The sequence below is a fragment of the Bathymodiolus japonicus methanotrophic gill symbiont genome, assembly GCF_019721995.1.
GTDB lineage: Bacteria > Pseudomonadota > Gammaproteobacteria > Methylococcales > Methylomonadaceae > Methyloprofundus.
Genome location: NZ_BLYC01000006.1, coordinates 19,746 through 37,948, shown reverse-complemented (window position 1 = coordinate 37,948; position 18,203 = coordinate 19,746). Strand labels below are relative to the sequence as shown.

Annotated in this window: 16 protein-coding genes; 13 read left to right on the top strand and 3 right to left on the bottom strand. The window is 42.7% G+C overall.

Annotated features, from left to right (window positions below; translation table 11 throughout):
* Positions 1 to 29: 29 nt before the first annotated feature.
* Positions 30 to 422 (bottom strand): DoxX family protein, encoded by a 393-nt coding sequence (locus K6984_RS10095; protein ID WP_221895429.1) that lies wholly within the window; start codon positions 420 to 422, stop codon positions 30 to 32.
* Positions 423 to 1,136: 714 nt separating this feature from the next.
* On the opposite strand from K6984_RS10095, the gene K6984_RS10090 reads away from it, so the two are divergent.
* The 6 genes from K6984_RS10090 (at position 1,137) to K6984_RS10065 (ending at position 7,012) form a co-directional block, all read left to right on the top strand.
* Positions 1,137 to 1,910, top strand: a complete 774-nt coding sequence (locus tag K6984_RS10090; RefSeq protein WP_230988007.1) for a transposase — start codon at positions 1,137 to 1,139, stop codon at positions 1,908 to 1,910.
* A gap of 344 nt (positions 1,911 to 2,254) precedes the next feature.
* Entirely contained in the window at positions 2,255 to 3,493 is a 1,239-nt protein-coding gene (locus tag K6984_RS10085) for an IS630 family transposase (RefSeq protein ID WP_221895428.1), read from the top strand.
* A 76-nt stretch (positions 3,494 to 3,569) separates the two neighbouring features.
* Positions 3,570 to 4,577 carry an RnfABCDGE type electron transport complex subunit D gene (locus K6984_RS10080; protein WP_221895427.1) on the top strand — a complete coding sequence of 336 codons (1,008 nt, stop codon included), beginning with the start codon at positions 3,570 to 3,572 and terminating at the stop codon, positions 4,575 to 4,577.
* On the top strand, positions 4,577 to 5,161 hold the full coding sequence (gene rsxG, locus K6984_RS10075) for an electron transport complex subunit RsxG (RefSeq protein ID WP_221895426.1): 585 nt from the start codon (positions 4,577 to 4,579) through the stop codon (positions 5,159 to 5,161). The genes K6984_RS10080 and rsxG overlap by 1 nt, the downstream gene beginning before the upstream one ends.
* On the top strand, positions 5,162 to 5,800 hold the full coding sequence (locus K6984_RS10070) for an electron transport complex subunit E (protein WP_221895425.1): 639 nt from the start codon (positions 5,162 to 5,164) through the stop codon (positions 5,798 to 5,800).
* Positions 5,801 to 5,878: 78 nt separating this feature from the next.
* Positions 5,879 to 7,012, top strand: coding sequence for a GNAT family N-acetyltransferase (locus tag K6984_RS10065; protein ID WP_221895424.1), 1,134 nt, complete (start codon positions 5,879 to 5,881; stop codon positions 7,010 to 7,012).
* A gap of 430 nt (positions 7,013 to 7,442) precedes the next feature.
* Here K6984_RS10065 and K6984_RS10060 read toward each other — a convergent pair whose 3' ends face one another.
* A complete protein-coding gene (locus tag K6984_RS10060; protein ID WP_221895423.1) occupies positions 7,443 to 7,616 on the bottom strand; it encodes a hypothetical protein in 174 nt (57 codons plus the stop codon).
* A gap of 448 nt (positions 7,617 to 8,064) precedes the next feature.
* Here K6984_RS10060 and K6984_RS10055 point away from each other — a divergent pair, with 448 nt between their 5' ends.
* Entirely contained in the window at positions 8,065 to 8,490 is a 426-nt protein-coding gene (locus K6984_RS10055) for a hypothetical protein (protein WP_221895422.1), read from the top strand.
* Positions 8,491 to 8,739: 249 nt separating this feature from the next.
* Here K6984_RS10055 and K6984_RS10050 read toward each other — a convergent pair whose 3' ends face one another.
* Entirely contained in the window at positions 8,740 to 8,967 is a 228-nt protein-coding gene (locus tag K6984_RS10050; RefSeq protein WP_221895421.1) for a hypothetical protein, read from the bottom strand.
* Between K6984_RS10050 and K6984_RS10045 the strand changes: the two genes are divergently transcribed.
* From K6984_RS10045 to mltB, 6 genes are all read left to right on the top strand, one after another.
* Positions 8,924 to 9,106, top strand: coding sequence for a hypothetical protein (locus tag K6984_RS10045; RefSeq protein ID WP_221895420.1), 183 nt, complete (start codon positions 8,924 to 8,926; stop codon positions 9,104 to 9,106). The genes K6984_RS10050 and K6984_RS10045 overlap by 44 nt on opposite strands.
* 204 nt (positions 9,107 to 9,310) lie before the next feature.
* On the top strand, positions 9,311 to 10,648 hold the full coding sequence (locus K6984_RS10040; protein WP_221895419.1) for an IS701 family transposase: 1,338 nt from the start codon (positions 9,311 to 9,313) through the stop codon (positions 10,646 to 10,648).
* A gap of 718 nt (positions 10,649 to 11,366) precedes the next feature.
* Positions 11,367 to 14,048, top strand: coding sequence for a pyruvate dehydrogenase (acetyl-transferring), homodimeric type (gene aceE, locus K6984_RS10035; RefSeq protein WP_221895418.1), 2,682 nt, complete (start codon positions 11,367 to 11,369; stop codon positions 14,046 to 14,048).
* 16 nt (positions 14,049 to 14,064) lie between these two features.
* Positions 14,065 to 15,654 carry a dihydrolipoyllysine-residue acetyltransferase gene (aceF, locus tag K6984_RS10030; RefSeq protein WP_221895417.1) on the top strand — a complete coding sequence of 530 codons (1,590 nt, stop codon included), beginning with the start codon at positions 14,065 to 14,067 and terminating at the stop codon, positions 15,652 to 15,654.
* Between the two features lie 11 nt (positions 15,655 to 15,665).
* Positions 15,666 to 17,078 (top strand): dihydrolipoyl dehydrogenase, encoded by a 1,413-nt coding sequence (gene lpdA / locus K6984_RS10025; RefSeq protein WP_221895416.1) that lies wholly within the window; start codon positions 15,666 to 15,668, stop codon positions 17,076 to 17,078.
* Between the two features lie 68 nt (positions 17,079 to 17,146).
* A complete protein-coding gene (gene mltB / locus K6984_RS10020; RefSeq protein WP_221895415.1) occupies positions 17,147 to 18,139 on the top strand; it encodes a lytic murein transglycosylase B in 993 nt (330 codons plus the stop codon).
* Positions 18,140 to 18,203 lie beyond the last annotated feature (64 nt).

Here is an 18,203-nt window from a genome sequence, read left to right as displayed (position 1 = left end):
CGATTAATATTACCTAAGGGGCGACTCAATCAGCCTTGTTTTATTGCGTATTTGCCACTACCCAGTAACGCAACTGAAAGCCCTCCTAGCAAATAAAATGCCTGCAATTCAAGACTCCAGCCACCATGTTTAGTTAAGCTGAATAATTCATGCTGATGCACCAAACCAATAGCAAACAGCATGTTGACTACAATAATTAAGCCGCCTATTCGGGTGTAGTAGCCGAAAATAAGCATTAAGGGCGCAGTCACTTCGCCTATATAAATGGCGTAGGAAATTTCAGCAGGCAAGCCTGCACTTGCAAGAGTACTTGCTATAAATTCCAGCGATCCAGGGTGCATGATTTTCGCAACCCCATGCAGCAGCAACAATATCCCCACTGTTAAGCGCAGTACTAATTTGCCCATTGCATCACTATACATCACTTATCATCCTCAGCCTTTTGGTACGGGTATTTACGAAACTGAAGTTTCCCAATAATTATTTATGGTAAAATTGAAACTATGCTACAACTATATGAAAAAAATAGTCTTTTCATTCGTTTCAAATGCTATTGCCTAAGGGGAATTAAGTAGGGGTTTGCTATAAACATGGCAAAACCACCTAAAATAAACCTCGATACACCAGCATTGTGTATTTCAGCTACTCAATAATTGGGAAACTTCAGTTTACGAAATTCATCTGTACAAAATCCAGTATGAACGATTACGGTTTGTCTTTTAATAATGGCGCTTGATCCTGATGCGTATTTATCTGGTACTCTGCATCTAGAAACCCGGTTGATCTTTTTCTCTCTTCCAGTGCCCGTTCTTTTTGTGTGACTTCATCCGCTGTAACGCAAGATTTCGTGCACGGGTTTATTTACAAGGCTGTTAAGCGCAGGACACTCGCCCAGCAGGTGACAAGTTTTTACCAACATTATTTTTAACTGAAGTTTCCTAGTTTTTAAAGCATAAGAATATCAGCTAATGCTTATTTTTCTGAAATATTAGATATTATTAATATTAATGGCATTCCGTTGACTAAAATCCTTGAATTCTTTTTAAAAACAACAGGTTAGTCGTGAATGAGGCCTAGTTTTACTGTATAATGAAAGTTTATAACACATTGATTATACAAATGAAACGACCTCATTCATGTTCATTTTACGCGATACTTTACTTCCGCTTCAAGATCATTTTTCCAAAACCACTTTAGGCCGCGAACGAGCCTCTCTGTTTGTTTACACGATCCTGTCTATTATCGTTCCCTTTACGTCGTCGATGACATCTAATCTTTGGAGTTGCCTTGATACGTTGTTTGGGTTTGAGATCAAGAATAAGCGCTTTTACACTTTCATGGCTTCTTCAACTTTGCCGTGGGCTGGGCTGTGGAAAACTATCTGGGAGCTGATTCCGTCTCCTGAAACAGATGGGCGCATATTGGTTGCACTGGATGACTCCATTATCACTAAAGTAGGCAAGAAGATCTTCGGCTGTGAAGCCATTTTTGACCACGCGGCCAAATCGAATCAAAGCAAATATCCATGGGCACAAAACATTGTATCGGTAGGGTTGCTGAAACAGGTCAAAGGTCGCTGGGCGTGCTTATTTTTAGATTTCCGATTTTATCTCCCCTTAAAAACAATTCAGGCAAAAAAAGAAACCGCCACGATAAGAGGTGATGTCGTTCCTTTCCAGACCAAGATGGCTCAGGCGGCTCAAATGCTGATTGCAATTGCAGAACATTTTTCCACCGCTCCGATATTGACAGTCACTGATAGCTGGTTTGGCAACAACGCTGACGTGGATTTACGCGGATCGTTTAAAAACCGATCCGGAACGTCGGCACAAAGTGAAGGGGCGAGCCAGTTTCGCCTTTTCAGATATCCGCCGCATCATTGCCGAAGCGGCTTTGGAACCGGATTTTGAAAGGGTTTGCCCCAAATACAGCAGCTCCCCTGTAAATTCGGTGGTAGCCGTTTTATTGCGAATGGTTGCTTGATGAATTTCTAAGAAACTTCAGTTGATATTATATAAACAGCCTTAAAGGCATTGTTTATCAAGTGCATAATCCAGAGGAAATTGTAACTCCACTGTCCGATAAACATGCCATAATATCGCAATAATATAGACTTTCAGAAAATTAATTTCCGAACAAACAAAAACGACAGAGGGGAAACTGGCTTATAATTTTCGTCCCAACACTAACGGAAACAGTCAAAAATGGTATCCCTCACTTTTTCAAAGTCAATTGTAGACCGACTAAAAAAAATATGGCGACAGCTCTCAAGCTAAGTAATATTTGTTTATATCGATTAACTCAAGCTCTACTCTGGTTCAGTGAATGCATGGGAATCAAAGAAATAGCACGCCTAATGGGAGTCTGTGAAAAAACCATTATAAATTGGCTGAAAACATTCATGGATAAAGGTGTCGGTTGGTTAATAGGGCAACACTATCAAGGACGTGGTCGGAAGTCAAAGTTAACTAAAGACCAGAAAAATAAATTGGTTGAGTTGATAAAGAAAGGCCCAGAAGACAATGGATTTCATTGTGGAATATGGAATACTGCGATGATTGCCGAGCTTATTTGGTTAAAATTTGAAGTTCGTTATAACTTGAACTATTTATCAAGCCTAATGAAAAAACTGGGCTTCAGTTATCAAAAAGCTCGTTTTGTGACTGATCGCCAAGAAGAAGAAAAGTACGAGCTTGAAAGAAAAACGTGGCTGGAAGAAACATTGCCTGCCATTATGGAAAAGGCGGTAGAAGAAAAGAGTGTCGTTTTATTCGGTGATGAGGTGTCATTTGCTATGTGGGGTTCATTGGCACGAACCTGGGCTCCAATAGGAGAGCAACCCACAGTGAAAACATCAGGGATTCGAAAAGGGTTGAAAATGTTTGGTACGATCGAACTCGAAGGAGGGAGTTTTCAATACCGAGAATCATTGGCTTATGAGATAAAACCAAAGTCACTTAGACTTTTAAAAGAAGCTGGGCTGCCTCAAGAATTTTTAGCTATTCTTAAAAGCTTAAAAAATGAGAAATATCCAACACAGAAGCTTTTTATGGAAGCGATATATTCTATTGCCGACAACGTCTTAATCGAGAGTTATAAGCCAATGATATTACAACACGCTGAAACATCTGGGCGTTTTAATGGTGAAAGCTATGTTGAGTTTTTAACACAATTGCTGGCTTATTATAAAGGCAAGATTATTCTAATTGAAGATGGTGCCCCGTATCATGGAAGCGGTGTTATTAAGGAATTTAAGTTAGCTAATGTAGATCGTTTGACAGTAGAACGTCTCCCTGCGTTCTCGCCGGATTTTAATCCGATTGAGAAATTATGGAAAAATACGAAACGCGATTCGACTCATATGAAGTATTTTAAAACTTTTGAAGATCTTCATGATTCAGTTGTGCAAACTTTTAACACTTATATGTATGATGCCAGTAAAGTGATTTGTGTTATGCAAAAATTGCGGGAAGATTTCGTTGTTACCGCCTAAGTTTAAGCGCTCCAAATTTGGAAATTATTTATCTGAGAAACTATAGATATGTTTTTTTAACCCGCCCCGGCAATTAATGCAATTTTCAACCAGCTGCTCGCCTTTTATACCTGCAAACACCAGCGTAAGTCTGGTTATGCGCCAGGTATTAATTGCGCTAACCCCCGTACTGGGCGTGATGTTCTGGTTATTTGGCTACACAGTTCTGCTACATCTACTATTAGCAAGCAGCACCGCATTGCTCGCAGAAGCCGGATGCCTGTGGCTAAGAAAGCGTGCGGTAACAATTCATTTACTGGATTATAGCGCCCTGATTACTGCGACGTTATTAGCCCTTGCCATACCCACTATTGCACCCTGGTGGATGAGCATCAGCGGTACTTTATTTGCCATTATTATTGCCAAACAGATCTATGGCGGACTAGGGTATAACCCGTTTAATCCGGCGATGGCAGGTTATGTATTTTTATTAATTTCATTTCCACAGCAAATGACCGCATGGCAAACGCCCTATACCTTTTTACCAATATCAGATTCACTTAATCTTATTTTTTCAGGCTCAGTAGCATTTGATAGTATTAGCTCTGCTACCGTGCTGGACAGTATAAAAACCACTAAAACCTTGGGCACATCACTATTGGACTTACGTAGCTCCTCCCTGTTTGGCTTTATTGCAGGCCAGGGTTGGGAGTTAATCTCCCTGGCTTATCTAACAGGGGGGCTATGGCTTTTATATCGAAAAATTATCAGCTGGCATATTCCCACTGCTGTCCTGCTCAGCTTATGCATACCTACCAGTATTCACTACCTAATTGATGCTAATAATGTAGCCAACTCGCCACTATTTCAGCTATTTTCCGGCGCAAGTCTGTGCGGCGCTTTTTTTATTGCCACCGATCCTGTTAGCGCAGCAGCCAGTAATACCGGGCGCTTATATTATGGTGCACTTATTGGGCTATTGATCTATGTCATTCGTAGCTGGGGGGCATACCCCGATGCAGTTGCCTTTGCAGTTTTAATCGCTAATCTTGCAGCACCTGCTATTGATGTTTATATGCGGCCAAAATCTACATCACAACGTTAATGAAGCCCTCTACTCCAATAACTACCGCACTACGCATAGGCTTGTTTTCATTTATTATCGTCGGCATGGTTTCTCTAGTATTTAATGCCACAAAAGATAAAATTGCAGACAATGAACATCAGGCTTTACTAGATAGCTTGCAATCTGTATTGAACCAGAACAGCTATGATAATGATCTGGCAAATGATGTTATCCAATTACAGGGCTATACCATTTACCGGGCAAAAAAGTCAGACACGTCTGTTGCCGCAATTCTTAGCAGCACGACAGCTCATGGCTATAATGGCGACATCGGTTTGCTAATCGGCATAGATATAAGCGGTAAAATAAGCGGTGTGCGGGTTCTGAAACACCGAGAAACTCCAGGGCTAGGCGATAAAATAGAGATCAAAAAATCTAACTGGATTCATAGTTTTAAGCATAAATCAATCAACGACATGCACTCAAAACACTGGGCCATCAAACGCGATGGCGGTGAGTTCGATCAATTCACTGGCGCAACCATTACACCCCGCGCAATTGTTAATGAAGTGAAGAAATCCGGGCTGTTTTTTCAGCAAAACCAGCAGATTATTTTTCAATAAATGGCAACAAGTAGTACTCAATCAATTATCCGCAATGGCCTATGGCACAACAATCAGGCGCTAGTTGCGCTACTGGGCTTGTGCCCATTACTTGCCGTCAGCAATACCGTTATCAACAGCCTGGGGCTAGGCATAGCGACCACCTTAACCCTAGTGTTATCAAACGGGCTAGTCTCATCACTACGCGGATATATCCTGCCCGAAATTCGCTTACCGCTTTTCGTCTTAATGATTGCCGGTATCGTAACCATTATTGAATTACTGATGCATGCCTGGTTTTATCAGCTGTATAAATCTCTGGGCATTTTTATCCCACTAATCGTCACTAACTGCGCCATTATAGGACGAGCCGAAGTGTTTGCCTCTAAAAACCGTATTTTACCCAGCTTACTAGATGGACTAGCGATGGGACTGGGTTTTAGCTTCGCGCTACTCGCACTCGGCGTTTTTAGGGAAATATTGGGGGCAGGTACCTTATTTTCTCAGGCTGAGCTACTATTTGGCGAGACTGCGAAAAACTGGCAAATTCATGTATTCGATAATTACACCGGGGCATTATTAGCCCTGCTACCGCCTGGCACATTTATCGGCCTGGGTTTATTAATCGCGGCAAAAAACGCATATACTTTGCACAAATAAGCACGTACTGTCTTATACTCACCCGGTTCGATTATTAATTTAACCGTTTAGTTTTGGGAATTCAGCAAAGTTTTACCTATGATCATCAAGCAAATTAATAGTCTAAGCGAGGTTAACGCGAGTTGCTGGAATAGTCTGGTGCAAAACCAGGATCCATTTGTTCGCCATGAATTTCTACTGGCTCTGGAGCAAAGTGGTTCGATCAGCAGCACAAAGGGCAGGCAGTCAAAGCACATGCTTGTTTTTGAACAACAGGAATTGATTGCCGCCATGCCGCTGTACTTAAAAAGTCATTCGCGGGGCGAATATGTTTTCGATCAGCAATGGGCCGATGCCTATTTTCAATCGGGCATGGAATATTATCCTAAATGGCTTAATGCTATCCCTTTCACTCCCTGTCAGGGGCAGCAAATCTTGATTAAAGACGGACAGAGTAAATCTGCTGTTATGCAACTATGTATCGATAAGCTCAAAGCTTATTCTGAACAAAACAATATTTCCAGCCTGCATTGTCTGTTTGCTGATAAAGGGCAAATGCAAAACCTGCCAAAAGAAATGCTGACTCGCACCGGCGTACAGTTTCAGTGGTTTAATAATGGTTACCGTGATTTTACCGACTATTTACAGAGCTTTACTTCCCGACAACGCAAAAATATCAATAAAGAGCGGCGCAGGGTCGCTAAGCAAGGAATTAAATTACAGAGAATTACCGGAAGTGAAATCAGCGAACAACAATGGCAGGTATTTTTCCAGTTTTATGAACTAACCTATTTAAAAAGAGGGCAGAGCGCTTATTTGAATATCGCCTTCTTCAAGCAACTCGCGCAGTCCATGCCTGAGAAGATATTACTGGTACTGGCTAACAATGCTCAAGTATACGTGGGAGCAGCGCTTAGTTTTATTGGTCAGAATACTTTATATGGACGCTACTGGGGATGTTATGAAGAGTATCATAGCCTGCATTTTGAGGCCTGTTATTATCAAGGGCTGAAATTTTGTATAGCACATAACAAGCAAATATTTGATTCTGGCGCTCAGGGAGAGCATAAGATTTCACGTGGATTTAAACCCATTGAAACTTACTCAGCACACTGGATTCAGAATGCTGAATTTGCAAGACTCATCGCAGATTTTTTACAGCGCGAGCGGGAAATGATTCAGCAGTATAAACAGGCGTGTTTTAAACAATTGCCCTTTAAGACGCTTGTTTAGGGTACTGGCACCGACTGTTAAGAGTTAGACTATTGTAAACAATGCGTTAAAAACCGTAGACTGGGTTAGATTAGCAAGCGCAGCGCAGATAACACGTAACCCACGCTGAAAATCATGGAAACGGAGCTTAGCCCATCTTCGTCACTTTCATCTTTCTAAGCCATTGATTCATCGGTTTAAGCGATTTTTTGTCGATAAATTCTCTTTAAAATCAATGGTGTTTTTTTTGAAAGTTTTGTAGTGCCATTTATATTATTTTTGTCGATAAATTCATTGACTTTTGTCAAAAAAATCATCATTATTTGAGTGTAATTTACATGCGACAAAAATACTCTAAAAAATCCAACGTTTTATACAAAAACACAAAATCTGTAGTGCCAACTGGCTACTTTTTAAAATTTCAACCAATTGATTTATAACAACTACATCATCAATAGTGACGAAGATGGGTTAGCGAAGTGGTGATTTTTAGTCCCTGATAGGCGACAGGGCAATTCGCTGATTCGACGTGTGCTAGCAGCACGCGAGAGGAGCAAGAATTGCATTCCGAATAGCCGTCCAGCCTCGGGGAGTCGCTATTTTTGCGAAAGCTTGTTTTGGGCATCCCAGCCCAAGCGCCCAGCTTGTACTTTCAATCTTTCTAAGCCATTGATTCATCGGTTTTAAGCGATTTTTTGTCGAAAAATTCTCTTTAAAATCAATGGTGTTTTTTTTGAAAGTTTTGTAGTGCCATTTATATTATTTTTGTCGATAAATTCATTGACTTTTGTCAAAAAAATCATCATTATTTGAGTGTAATTTACATGCGACAAAAATACTCTAAAAAATCCAACGTTTTATACAAAAACACAAAATCTGTAGTGCCAACTGGCTACTTTTTAAAATTTCAACCAATTGATTTATAACAACTACATCATCAATAGTGACGAAGATGGGTTAGCGAAGTGGTGATTTTTAGTCCCTGATAAGCGGCGGATGGACATTTATGATCATGCCTGCCATACTGAAAAAAACAGCAAGGGGAAAGTTTATGCGGCCGGGGGATTTACGCGTTGAATCTCAGAAGTGGGTTGCTCAGATTTCTTTGTCTGGTGACAAACGGAACTCAGGCACGTAATTTCAAGGAAACTAAAGCTTGGTCTTCCAATACCCGCTCACTTGAAAATCAAATGCGCCTGACTGCAATGAGCTATAATTTAATGCGCGTGTTTGAAGAGATTTCAAAAACACAACAGCCAGAATTGATTCATCCATCGGATAAAAAATATAGCAAGGCTCTGGAGATTAGGCAGCAACAGGCTCAAAAACGAGATCGTTTTGTGAGTCCATTATTTTTCCAGGCAAGAATATCTCGTATCAGCTCGTATACCATTCGAGCAGTTCAAAACGCAATAATAACAGGAATGTCTTTACAGTGCTTTATGAGCTCTCTTGTGGCGAGGTTAGTTTCACGGCCTCAATTGATAGGGGAACACTGATGATAAACATGGCAAAACCACCTAAAATAAACCTCGATACACCAGCATTGTGTATTTCAGCTACTCAATAATTGGGAAACTTCAGTTTACTAGGTGGTATAGCTATCGCACCATCTACCATTTAACGCGGAATACGTCGAAAACCGTAGGGCGTGGCTTCAGCCCGTCAGTGCCAAGGAGTGTTGGCGGGCTGAAGCCACGCCCTACAGGTATGAATTCACCAGTCTTAATCTCGTAGACTTGATTATGCTATGACGAAATGCGCTCGCTGAAAATCATGGAAACGGAGCTTAGCGAAGTGGTGATTTTTAGTCCCTGATAGGCGACAGGGCAATTTGCTGATTCGACGTGTGCTAGCAGCACGCGAGAGGAGCAAGAATTGCATTCCGAATAGCCGTCCAGCCAGTGAGGTAGTAATGACGAAGCGGCTTTTGTGCGTAGTCGTTGCGGACGCAGGGCGTTCAGTGCATCTCCCATCCGCTGCGTAGGTGAACGAATTATGGCGACAGGAGTCCCGGAATTTCGTGAGGTAGCATGGCGCGCCTGGCGTTTTTCCGCCCAACGTAGTGCAGTGGAGAGTGCAGTGGTTTTTGTTGGCACAGTGTTGCTGTACTGAAGTTTCCTAGTTTTTAAAGCATAAGAATACCAGCTAATGCTTATTTTTCTGAAACATTAGATATTACTAATATTAATGGCATTCCGTTGACTAAAAGCCTTGAATTCTTTTTAAAAACAACAGGTTAATCGTGAATGAGGCCTAGTTTTAGTGTATAATGAAAGTTTCTAACACCTTGATTGTACAAATAAAACGACCTCATTCATGTTCATTTTACGCGATATTTTACTCCCGCTTCAAGATCATTTTTCCAAAACCACTTTAGGCCGCGAACGAGCCTCTCTGTTTGTTTACACGACCCTGTCTATTATCGTTCCCTTTACGTCGTCGATGACATCTAATCTTTGGCGTTGCCTTGATACGTTGTTCGGGTTTGAGATCAAGAATAAGCGCTTTTACACTTTCATGGCTTCTTCAACTTTGCCGTGGGCTGGGCTGTGGAAAACTATCTGGGAGATGATTCCGTCTCCTGAAACAGATGGGCGCATATTGGTTGCACTGGATGACTCCATTATCACTAAAGTAGGCAAGAAGATCTTCGGCTGTGAAGCCATTTTTGAACACGCGGCCAAATCGAATCAAAGCAAATATCCATGGGCACAAAACATTGTATCGGTAGGGTTGCTGAAACAGGTCAAAGGTCGCTGGGCGTGTTTATTTTTAGATTTCCTATTTTATCTCCCCTTAAAAACAATTCAGGCAAAAAAAGAAACCGCCACGATAAGAGGGGAAGTCGTTCCTTTCCAGACCAAGATGACTCAGGCGGCTCAAATGCTGATTGCAATTGCAGAACATTTTTCCACCGCTCCGATATTGACAGTCACTGATAGCTGGTTTGGCAACAATGGCCTATGGAAGCCGGTTTACAAAGCTATCGGAAGCCGGTTTAATATTCTCTCTAGGTTAAGGTGCAATAATGTACTGTACGATCGTCCAGAAAAAAGAAAACCCAAGCAGAGGGGGCGGAATAAAAAGTACGGGCAGCGTCTGAGGTCAGCCACAGACATGGCAAAAACAGTACAACAAAAGGCCCGATCGTATACCGTGAATCTCTATGGAAAACAGCGTGAAGTCAGGGCTTATAGTCGCGTTGTCATGCTGAAAACATTGAAACGACCCGTTCAGGTTGTCTGGGTGTTTCGTCGCACACAGTGGATTGCTTTGTTTACGACCGATCTAAGTTTATCCGTCACACAGATTATTGAGTATTATGGTGCGCGATGGAAAATAGAATCCGGGTTCAAAGAGCTCAAGCAAGACATAGGGAGCCATAAAAGTCAGTGTCGAAATGCGCAGGCAGTGACCAACCATTTGAACTTCTGTATGATGGCAACAACGCTGACGTGGATTTACGCGGATCGTTTAAAAACCGATCCGGAACGTCGGCACAAAGTGAAGGGGCGAGCCAGTTTCGCCTTTTCAGATATCCGCCGCATCATTGCCGAAGCGGCTTTGGATCCGGATTTTGAAAGGGTTTGCCCCAAATACAGCAGCCCCCCTGTAAATTCGGTGGTAGCCGTTTTATTGCGAATGGTTGCTTGATGAATTTCTAAGAAACTTCAGTTGCTGTATAATACCGCGATTAAAGTTATTAGCCAGAGTAGCGCTTGTAAATGCAAAAACGTAGGCCGGATTAGCTTTTTATTGCGCAGTATTAAAAAACTGAAGTTTCCCAATTATTGAGTAGCTGAAATACACAATGCTGGTGTATCGAGGTTTATTTTAGGTGGTTTTGCCATGTTTATAGCAAACCCCTACTTAATTCCCCTTAGGCAATAGCATTTGAAACGAATGAAAAGACTATTTTTTTCATATAGTTGTAGCATAGTTTCAATTTTACCATAAATAATAATTGGGAAACTTCAGTTAAAAAACTGAAGTTTCCCAATTATTGAGTAGCTGAAATACACAATGCTGGTGTATCGAGGTTTATTTTAGGTGGTTTTGCCATGTTTATAGTAAACCCCTACTTAATTCCCCTTAGACAATAGCATTTGAAACGAATGAAAAGACTATTTTTTTCATATAGTTGTAGCATAGTTTCAACTTTACCATAAATAATTATTGGGAAACTTCAGTTAAAAAACGTTATCCGGTAATTTATTTGAGAAATGCTGGATGGGGATATCGAGCTACGCATGATAAGAAATTCCAGTCTACGCCATAATTTAATAAGTTCTCATGCCGCGCATGGGAGCAATGATAAAGTAGTTTTTAAAGTGCTGAGTATAGGCACGACACAAAATCGCAGGAGTATGGGATGAGTAATGGTTTGAATGCCAATATGTTAGATCAGCTTGATATAGATCCGGAAGAAACAAAAGAATGGCTTGAGGCTTTAGGCGCTATTCAAGAGCAAGATGGTAATGAGCGGGTTCAGTTTATAATTGGCCAGCTGGTCGAAATGGCAAGACAATCTGGCGCGGCAATTCCGTTTAGTGCCAATACTGCGTATATCAATACCATCCCTGTAGAGCAGCAACCCAAATATCCAGGCATGACCACGATAGAGCGCAAAATTCGCGCGTATGTACGCTGGAATGCGATGATGATGGTGTTAAGAGCCAATAAAAATACTAATGTTGGCGGACATATAGCCAGCTTTGCATCTGCAGCGACTCTTTATGATGTCGGGCATAATCATTTCTGGCATGCAGCGACTGATGAGCGCGGTGCGGACATGGTGTTCGTGCAAGGGCATTCCTGTCCAGGTGATTATGCTCGCGCCTATTTACTTGGCCGTTTTGCAGATGAGCAAATGGATCAGTTCCGTCAGGAAGTTGGTGGCAATGGCCTGTCTTCTTATCCACACCCCTGGCTAATGCCTGACTTCTGGCAATTCCCAACTGTTTCTATGGGGCTGGGTCCGATCATGTCAATTTATCAGGCGCGCTTTATGCGCTATATGCAGAGTCGTGGCCTGGCTAAAACTGAGGGTCGCAAAGTCTGGGCATTTTTGGGCGATGGTGAGACCGATGAGCCAGAAACACTGGGCGCGATTACCATGGCTGGCCGGGAAAAACTGGATAATCTTATCTTTGTTGTTAACTGTAATTTACAGCGTCTGGATGGGCCTGTACGAGGTAACGGCAAGATTATTCAGGAACTGGAAGCTAGTTTCCGTGGTGCAGGCTGGAATGTTATTAAAGTGATCTGGGGTAGGCACTGGGATGCGCTACTTGCTAAAGATAAAGATGGTTTGATTATGAAACGCATGATGGAGTGTGTGGACGGTGATTACCAAACCTATAAATCCAAAGATGGAGCGTATGTGCGTGAGCATTTCTTTAATACCCCGGAATTAAAGGCGCTGGTAATAGAATATACCGATAGAGATATCTGGTCACTTAATCGTGGAGGACATGATCCGATTAAGGTATTTTCCGCTTATCAGGCTGCGAATGAGCATTCGGGACAGCCTACGGTTATTCTGGCGAAAACCATTAAAGGTTATGGCATGGGAGACTCTGGTGAAGCACAGAATACCAGTCATCAGCAGAAGAAAATGAGCTTGCAATCGATCATCAATATTCGTGATCGCTGGCAACTTCCAGTGACAGATAAGGAAATTGAAAGCTTGCCGTATTTGAAATTTGCCGAAGACTCGGAAGAGTATAAATACATGCTACAGCGTAGAACAGACCTGGGCGGTCATATTCCTGCACGTAGGCAAAAATCGGAAACCCTGGAAATTCCACCATTAAGTGCGTTTCAGGCGATTCTGGATGGCACCAAAGCGGGGCATGGTATTTCGACAACCATGGCCTTTGTCAGAATCCTGAATATCCTGGTTAAAGATAAAAAAATTGGTGAGCGTATCGTACCGATTGTGCCTGATGAGTCACGCACTTTCGGTATGGAAGGTATGTTCCGTCAGCTAGGCATCTGGTCACAAGTAGGGCAGTTATATACGCCTCAGGATGCCGAGCAGCTCATGTATTACAGAGAAGATGAAGCTGGGCAAGTATTACAGGAAGGCATTAATGAAGCCGGTGGCTTATGTGACTGGATTGCGGCGGGAACATCGTACTCTACGCATAATGTGCCTATGGTTCCATTCTTTATCTATTATTCCATGTTTGGCTTTCAGCGCGTAGGTGATTTAATCTGGGCTGCGGCTGACCAGCGCACGCGTGGCTTCTTGCTCGGTGGAACAGCCGGACGAACCACGCTGAATGGTGAAGGTTTACAGCATGAAGATGGGCATAGTCATTTGATGTCGTCAACCATACCTAACTGTATTTCCTATGATCCATCCTATGGTTATGAGCTAGCCGTTATTATTCAGGATGGCTTACGCCGTATGTATAGCGAGCAGGAAGACGTGTTCTACTATATTAGTGTGATGAACGAGAACTATGACCAGCCACCGATGCCAGATGGCGCGGCTGAAAATATTCTTAAAGGTATGCACTTGTTCCAGCCAGGAATAACGCGTAAAAAAGCACCTAAAGTAAATTTATTAGGCTCAGGTACAATTTTTTGTGAAGTGGTTGAAGCGGCCAGCTTATTACGTGAGGACTGGGGAGTTGAGTCTGATCTCTGGAGTTGTACTAGCTTTACTGAATTAGCCCGCGATGGTGTGGCGTGTGAGCGCTGGAATCGTTTGCACCCAACAGCGAAGCAACGAGTATCGCATGTAGAAAAGTGCATGACTAAAGCAGATATTCCGGTGATTGCTGCAACTGACTATATTCGTGCTTTTGCCGAGCAAATTCGTCCGTTTATTAAAGCGGACTATACAGTTTTAGGTACCGATGGTTTTGGTCGCTCTGACACGCGGGAAAAATTACGTAGCTTTTTCGAAGTTGATCGTCATCATATTACGATTGCAGCACTAAAGAGCCTAGCAGATAAAGGTGAATTTGATGCTGCGAAAATTGATGAAGCCATTAAAAAATATAATATCAATGCAGAAATCATTGCGCCCTGGTTAATCTAATATTAAAGAACAAATTATGACTCTATTAACAGAAGTAAAAGTGCCCGATGTCGGTGATGTTGCTGATATTGATGTCATTGAAGTGCTTGTAAACGTGGGTGATGTGGTTGCTGTGGAGCAAACACTCGCAGTGTTAGAAAAAGATAAGGCGAGTATGGAACTACCTTCCAGCGCTGCAGGCATCGTAAAATCAGTACATGTCAATGTCGGTGATAAAGTTTCTGAAGGGGCTTTAGTGGTTGTATTAGAGGCTGCCACAGCGGAGGTTTCGGATGCGCCGGTAGTTGAAGATGTAAAAATTGCCAGCGCAGAGAAAACTGCAACACCTGCTGTAACCGAGACGAAAGTGAGCATCATTGAAGTAAAAGTACCTGATGTAGGTGATGTAGCAGATATAGACGTTATTGAAGTGTTGGTTCAGACCGGTGATACGGTTGAAAAAGAGCAGACTTTAGCGGTACTGGAAACAGATAAGGCGAGTATGGATTTGCCTTCCACGCATGCGGGTATCGTTAAAGATGTGTTTGTTAAGGTTGGTGATAAGGTTTCTGAAGGTGCTTTAGTTATTAGCCTGGAAGTTCAATCCGAGGCTGCCCCAGTAGCAACGCCGGCGGTTAAAGAAGCACCCAAAGCAGCACCTGCTCCTGCAGCATCAAAACCAGCCGCTAGATCCGCTCCAGCCAGCGCTGTAACTAGTCAGTCTGGTAAATCTGCTCATGCGAGTCCAAGTGTACGTTTATTTGCGCGTGAGCTAGGTGTTGATATAAGCCAGATTACGCAGGGGAGTGGGCGTAAAGGACGTATTTTAAAAGAGGATGTTAAGAACTTTATTAAAAAGGTGATGGCATCTGGTGCTTCGGCACAAAGTGGTGCAGGAATTCCACCTATTCCGGCAGTCGATTTCAGCCAGTTTGGTGAAATTGAAGAGCAAAAACTGAGCAAGATTCAACGCCTGACCGGTCAGAATTTAAGTCGCGTGTGGTTGAATTTACCACTAGTGACCTATCATGATGAGGCTGATATTACCGAAATGGAAGCATTTCGCAAGGCGCTGAATGCAGATAAGTCGACTGAGATTAAGGTAACGGGGTTAATATTTATCGTTAAAGCGCTAGTAGCGGCTATGCAGAAGTTCCCCAGAACCAATAGTTCCTTATCGCCAGACGGCGAGTCCTTAATTTTGAAAAAATACTTTAATATCGGCATTGCGGTTGATACACCTAATGGGCTAGTGGTTCCCGTACTAAAAGATGTAGATAAAAAAGGCATCGCGGAATTAACCCGGGAGTTGAATGAGCTCAGCGAAAAAGCACGTACCGGTAAGTTGCTACCCGCTGATATGCGTGGTGGCTGTATGACCATTTCTAGCCTGGGAGGCATTGGGGGAAAATCTTTTACGCCTATCGTTAATGCGCCTGAAGTAGCGATTCTGGGAGTGACCCGATCATCAATGCAGCCGGTGTGGAATGGCTCTGAATTTGTGCCCAGGCTGATGTTGCCACTAGATATAACTTATGACCACCGGGTGATTGATGGTGCAGATGGCGCACGATTTATGTCGACAATTATTAAATACTTAGGCGATATTCGCCGCTTATTACTCTAGGAGTTGAGAATATGACAGATGTTATACACGCAGAAGTCCTGGTTTTAGGTGGTGGTCCTGGTGGCTATACAGCAGCTTTTCGTGCCGCTGACTTAGGTAAGCAAGTGGTGCTGGTAGAGAAATATCCTGTTTTAGGCGGGGTCTGCTTAAATGTTGGCTGTATTCCTTCCAAGGCATTATTGCATGTTGCACAAATCGTACATGAAGCTGAACACTTTGAACAACATGGATTAAGCTTTGGTAAACCTGCTTTTGATCTGGATAAAATTCGATCATGGAAAGAGGGCGTTAGCAATACCTTGACTGGAGGTTTGGCTAGGCTTGCAAAGCAACGTAAAGTTCGGGTTGTGCATGGCCTGGGGGTGTTTACTGGCGCTAATTCGCTAGATGTTGCAAGCGAGAATGGCGTGCAGAAAATTACCTTTGAAAATGCAATTATTGCCGCAGGATCTCAGGTTAACAAGGTTCCAGTATTTCCTAACGATGACCCACGCTTAATGGACTCAACAGATGCTTTGAATCTGCAAGATGTGCCTAAAAAGCTGTTAATCGTTGGTGGCGGTATTATTGGCCTGGAAATGGCCACGGTGTATCATGCGCTAGGGTCTGAAATTAGTGTGGTAGAGCTGATGGATCAGATTATCCCGGGTTGTGATAAAGACCTGGTGACGCCTTTACAAAGACGCATTAAAAAACAGTATAAAAATATCTGGCTAAAAACCAAAGTTGAAAGTATCGTGCCGCAAGATGATGGGCTGAAAGTGACCTTTGGCGGCGATAAAGCTCCTGAAGCAGAGGTGTTTGATAAAGTATTGGTTGCTATCGGGCGTAAGCCCAATGGGCTTTTAATCGGAGCCGATAAGGCAGGTGTTAATGTTGATGAGCGTGGCTTTATTGCAGTTGATAAGCAGCAAGGAACCAACAAGCCACATATCTTTGCCATAGGAGATATTGTTGGTAACCCTATGCTGGCACATAAAGCAGTGCATGAAGGCAAGGTTGCTGCTGAGGTGACGGCTGGACATAAATCAGGCTTCGATGCCTTGACCATTCCTTCGGTTGCTTATACAGATCCTGAAGTCGCCTGGATGGGACTTACCGAAAATCAGGCAAAAGAGCAGGGTATTGCCTATGATAAAGGTGCATTCCCTTGGGCTGCTAGTGGGCGTTCTTTAAGCTTGGATCGTAATGAAGGCGTAACCAAAGTGCTTTGTGATCCTGAAACAGGACGTATTTTAGGTGCGGGTATGGTGGGGCCAAATGCAGGTGAATTGGTTGCAGAAGCGGTATTAGCGTTGGAAATGGGTGCAGATGCTGAAGATGTAGGTTTAAGTATTCATGCGCATCCAACACTTTCTGAGACCTTTGCTTTTGCCGCAGAAATGGTCACCGGTACGATTACTGATCTGTACGTTAAAAAATAACTGGTAAATGTAGAGCGGACTAAAGTCCGCTCTACATACCTGATTTATTTCCACTCAAACTTCATATTATGCAAAAGCGAATACTTGCAATATTGCTCTTCTTATCCTTAATGATTGGTTCATTTGCTCAGGCTGAAATTAAAGATAGAGTAGCTGTTGATAAATTTATTAACAAAATGGTGGAAGAGCATCAATTCGAGCAAGCCGAGTTAGCAGTGATATTTGACTCTGTAGAACTACAGCCCAAGATTATCGAAGCGATGACTCGCCCTGCTGAAGGCATGCCCTGGTATAAATATCGCAAGATTTTTATGCGTGACTCACGTATCCAGGGTGGAGTGAAATTCTGGCAGGATAACCAGCAAAGCCTGGCTAAAATGCAGCAGGTACACGGCATACCAGCCGAGATTATCGTTGCCATTCTCGGCGTAGAAACTTTGTATGGAGAACGTACTGGCGGACACCGGGTTATTGATGCACTGGCAACATTAGGTTTCGATTATCCTAAGCGTAGCAAATTTTTCTTAAGTGAATTAGAGAATTTCCTGATCTTGTGCCGGGAAGAAAAAATGAATCCTTTAGAGCCAGTTGGCTCTTATGCCGGGGCAATGGGTATGCCACAGTTTATGCCGAGCAGTTATCGTCACTTTGCAGCGGACTATGAAGGTGATGACAAACGTGATATCTGGAACAATACGGCGGATGCCATTGCCAGTGTGGCAAATTACTTTGCAAAGCACCACTGGCAAGCTGGCAAAGATATTGCTTTTGCAGTTACTGCGACAGGTGATCAATACAAGCAGGCATTGAGTAAAGGCTTAAAACCAGACATTAATGCAGCAGAACTTAGAGCTCTTCATGTTCAATTACCAGAAACAATTGCTGACGGTGAATTGCTTAAGCTATTAAGTTTTGAGCAGGAAAACGGAGATGATCTCTGGGTAGGGCTAGAAAATTTTTATGTAATTACGCGTTATAATCATAGCCCTCTTTATGCATTGGCTGTATTTCAGTTGAGTCAGGCAGTAAAACAGCAGTATGCGATAGCGAGCAATGAATAGAGTAGGCCTATTCGTATTAACAGCTTGTCTGAGCGCCTGTTCAGCGCCTGAAAAAAACTGAGTA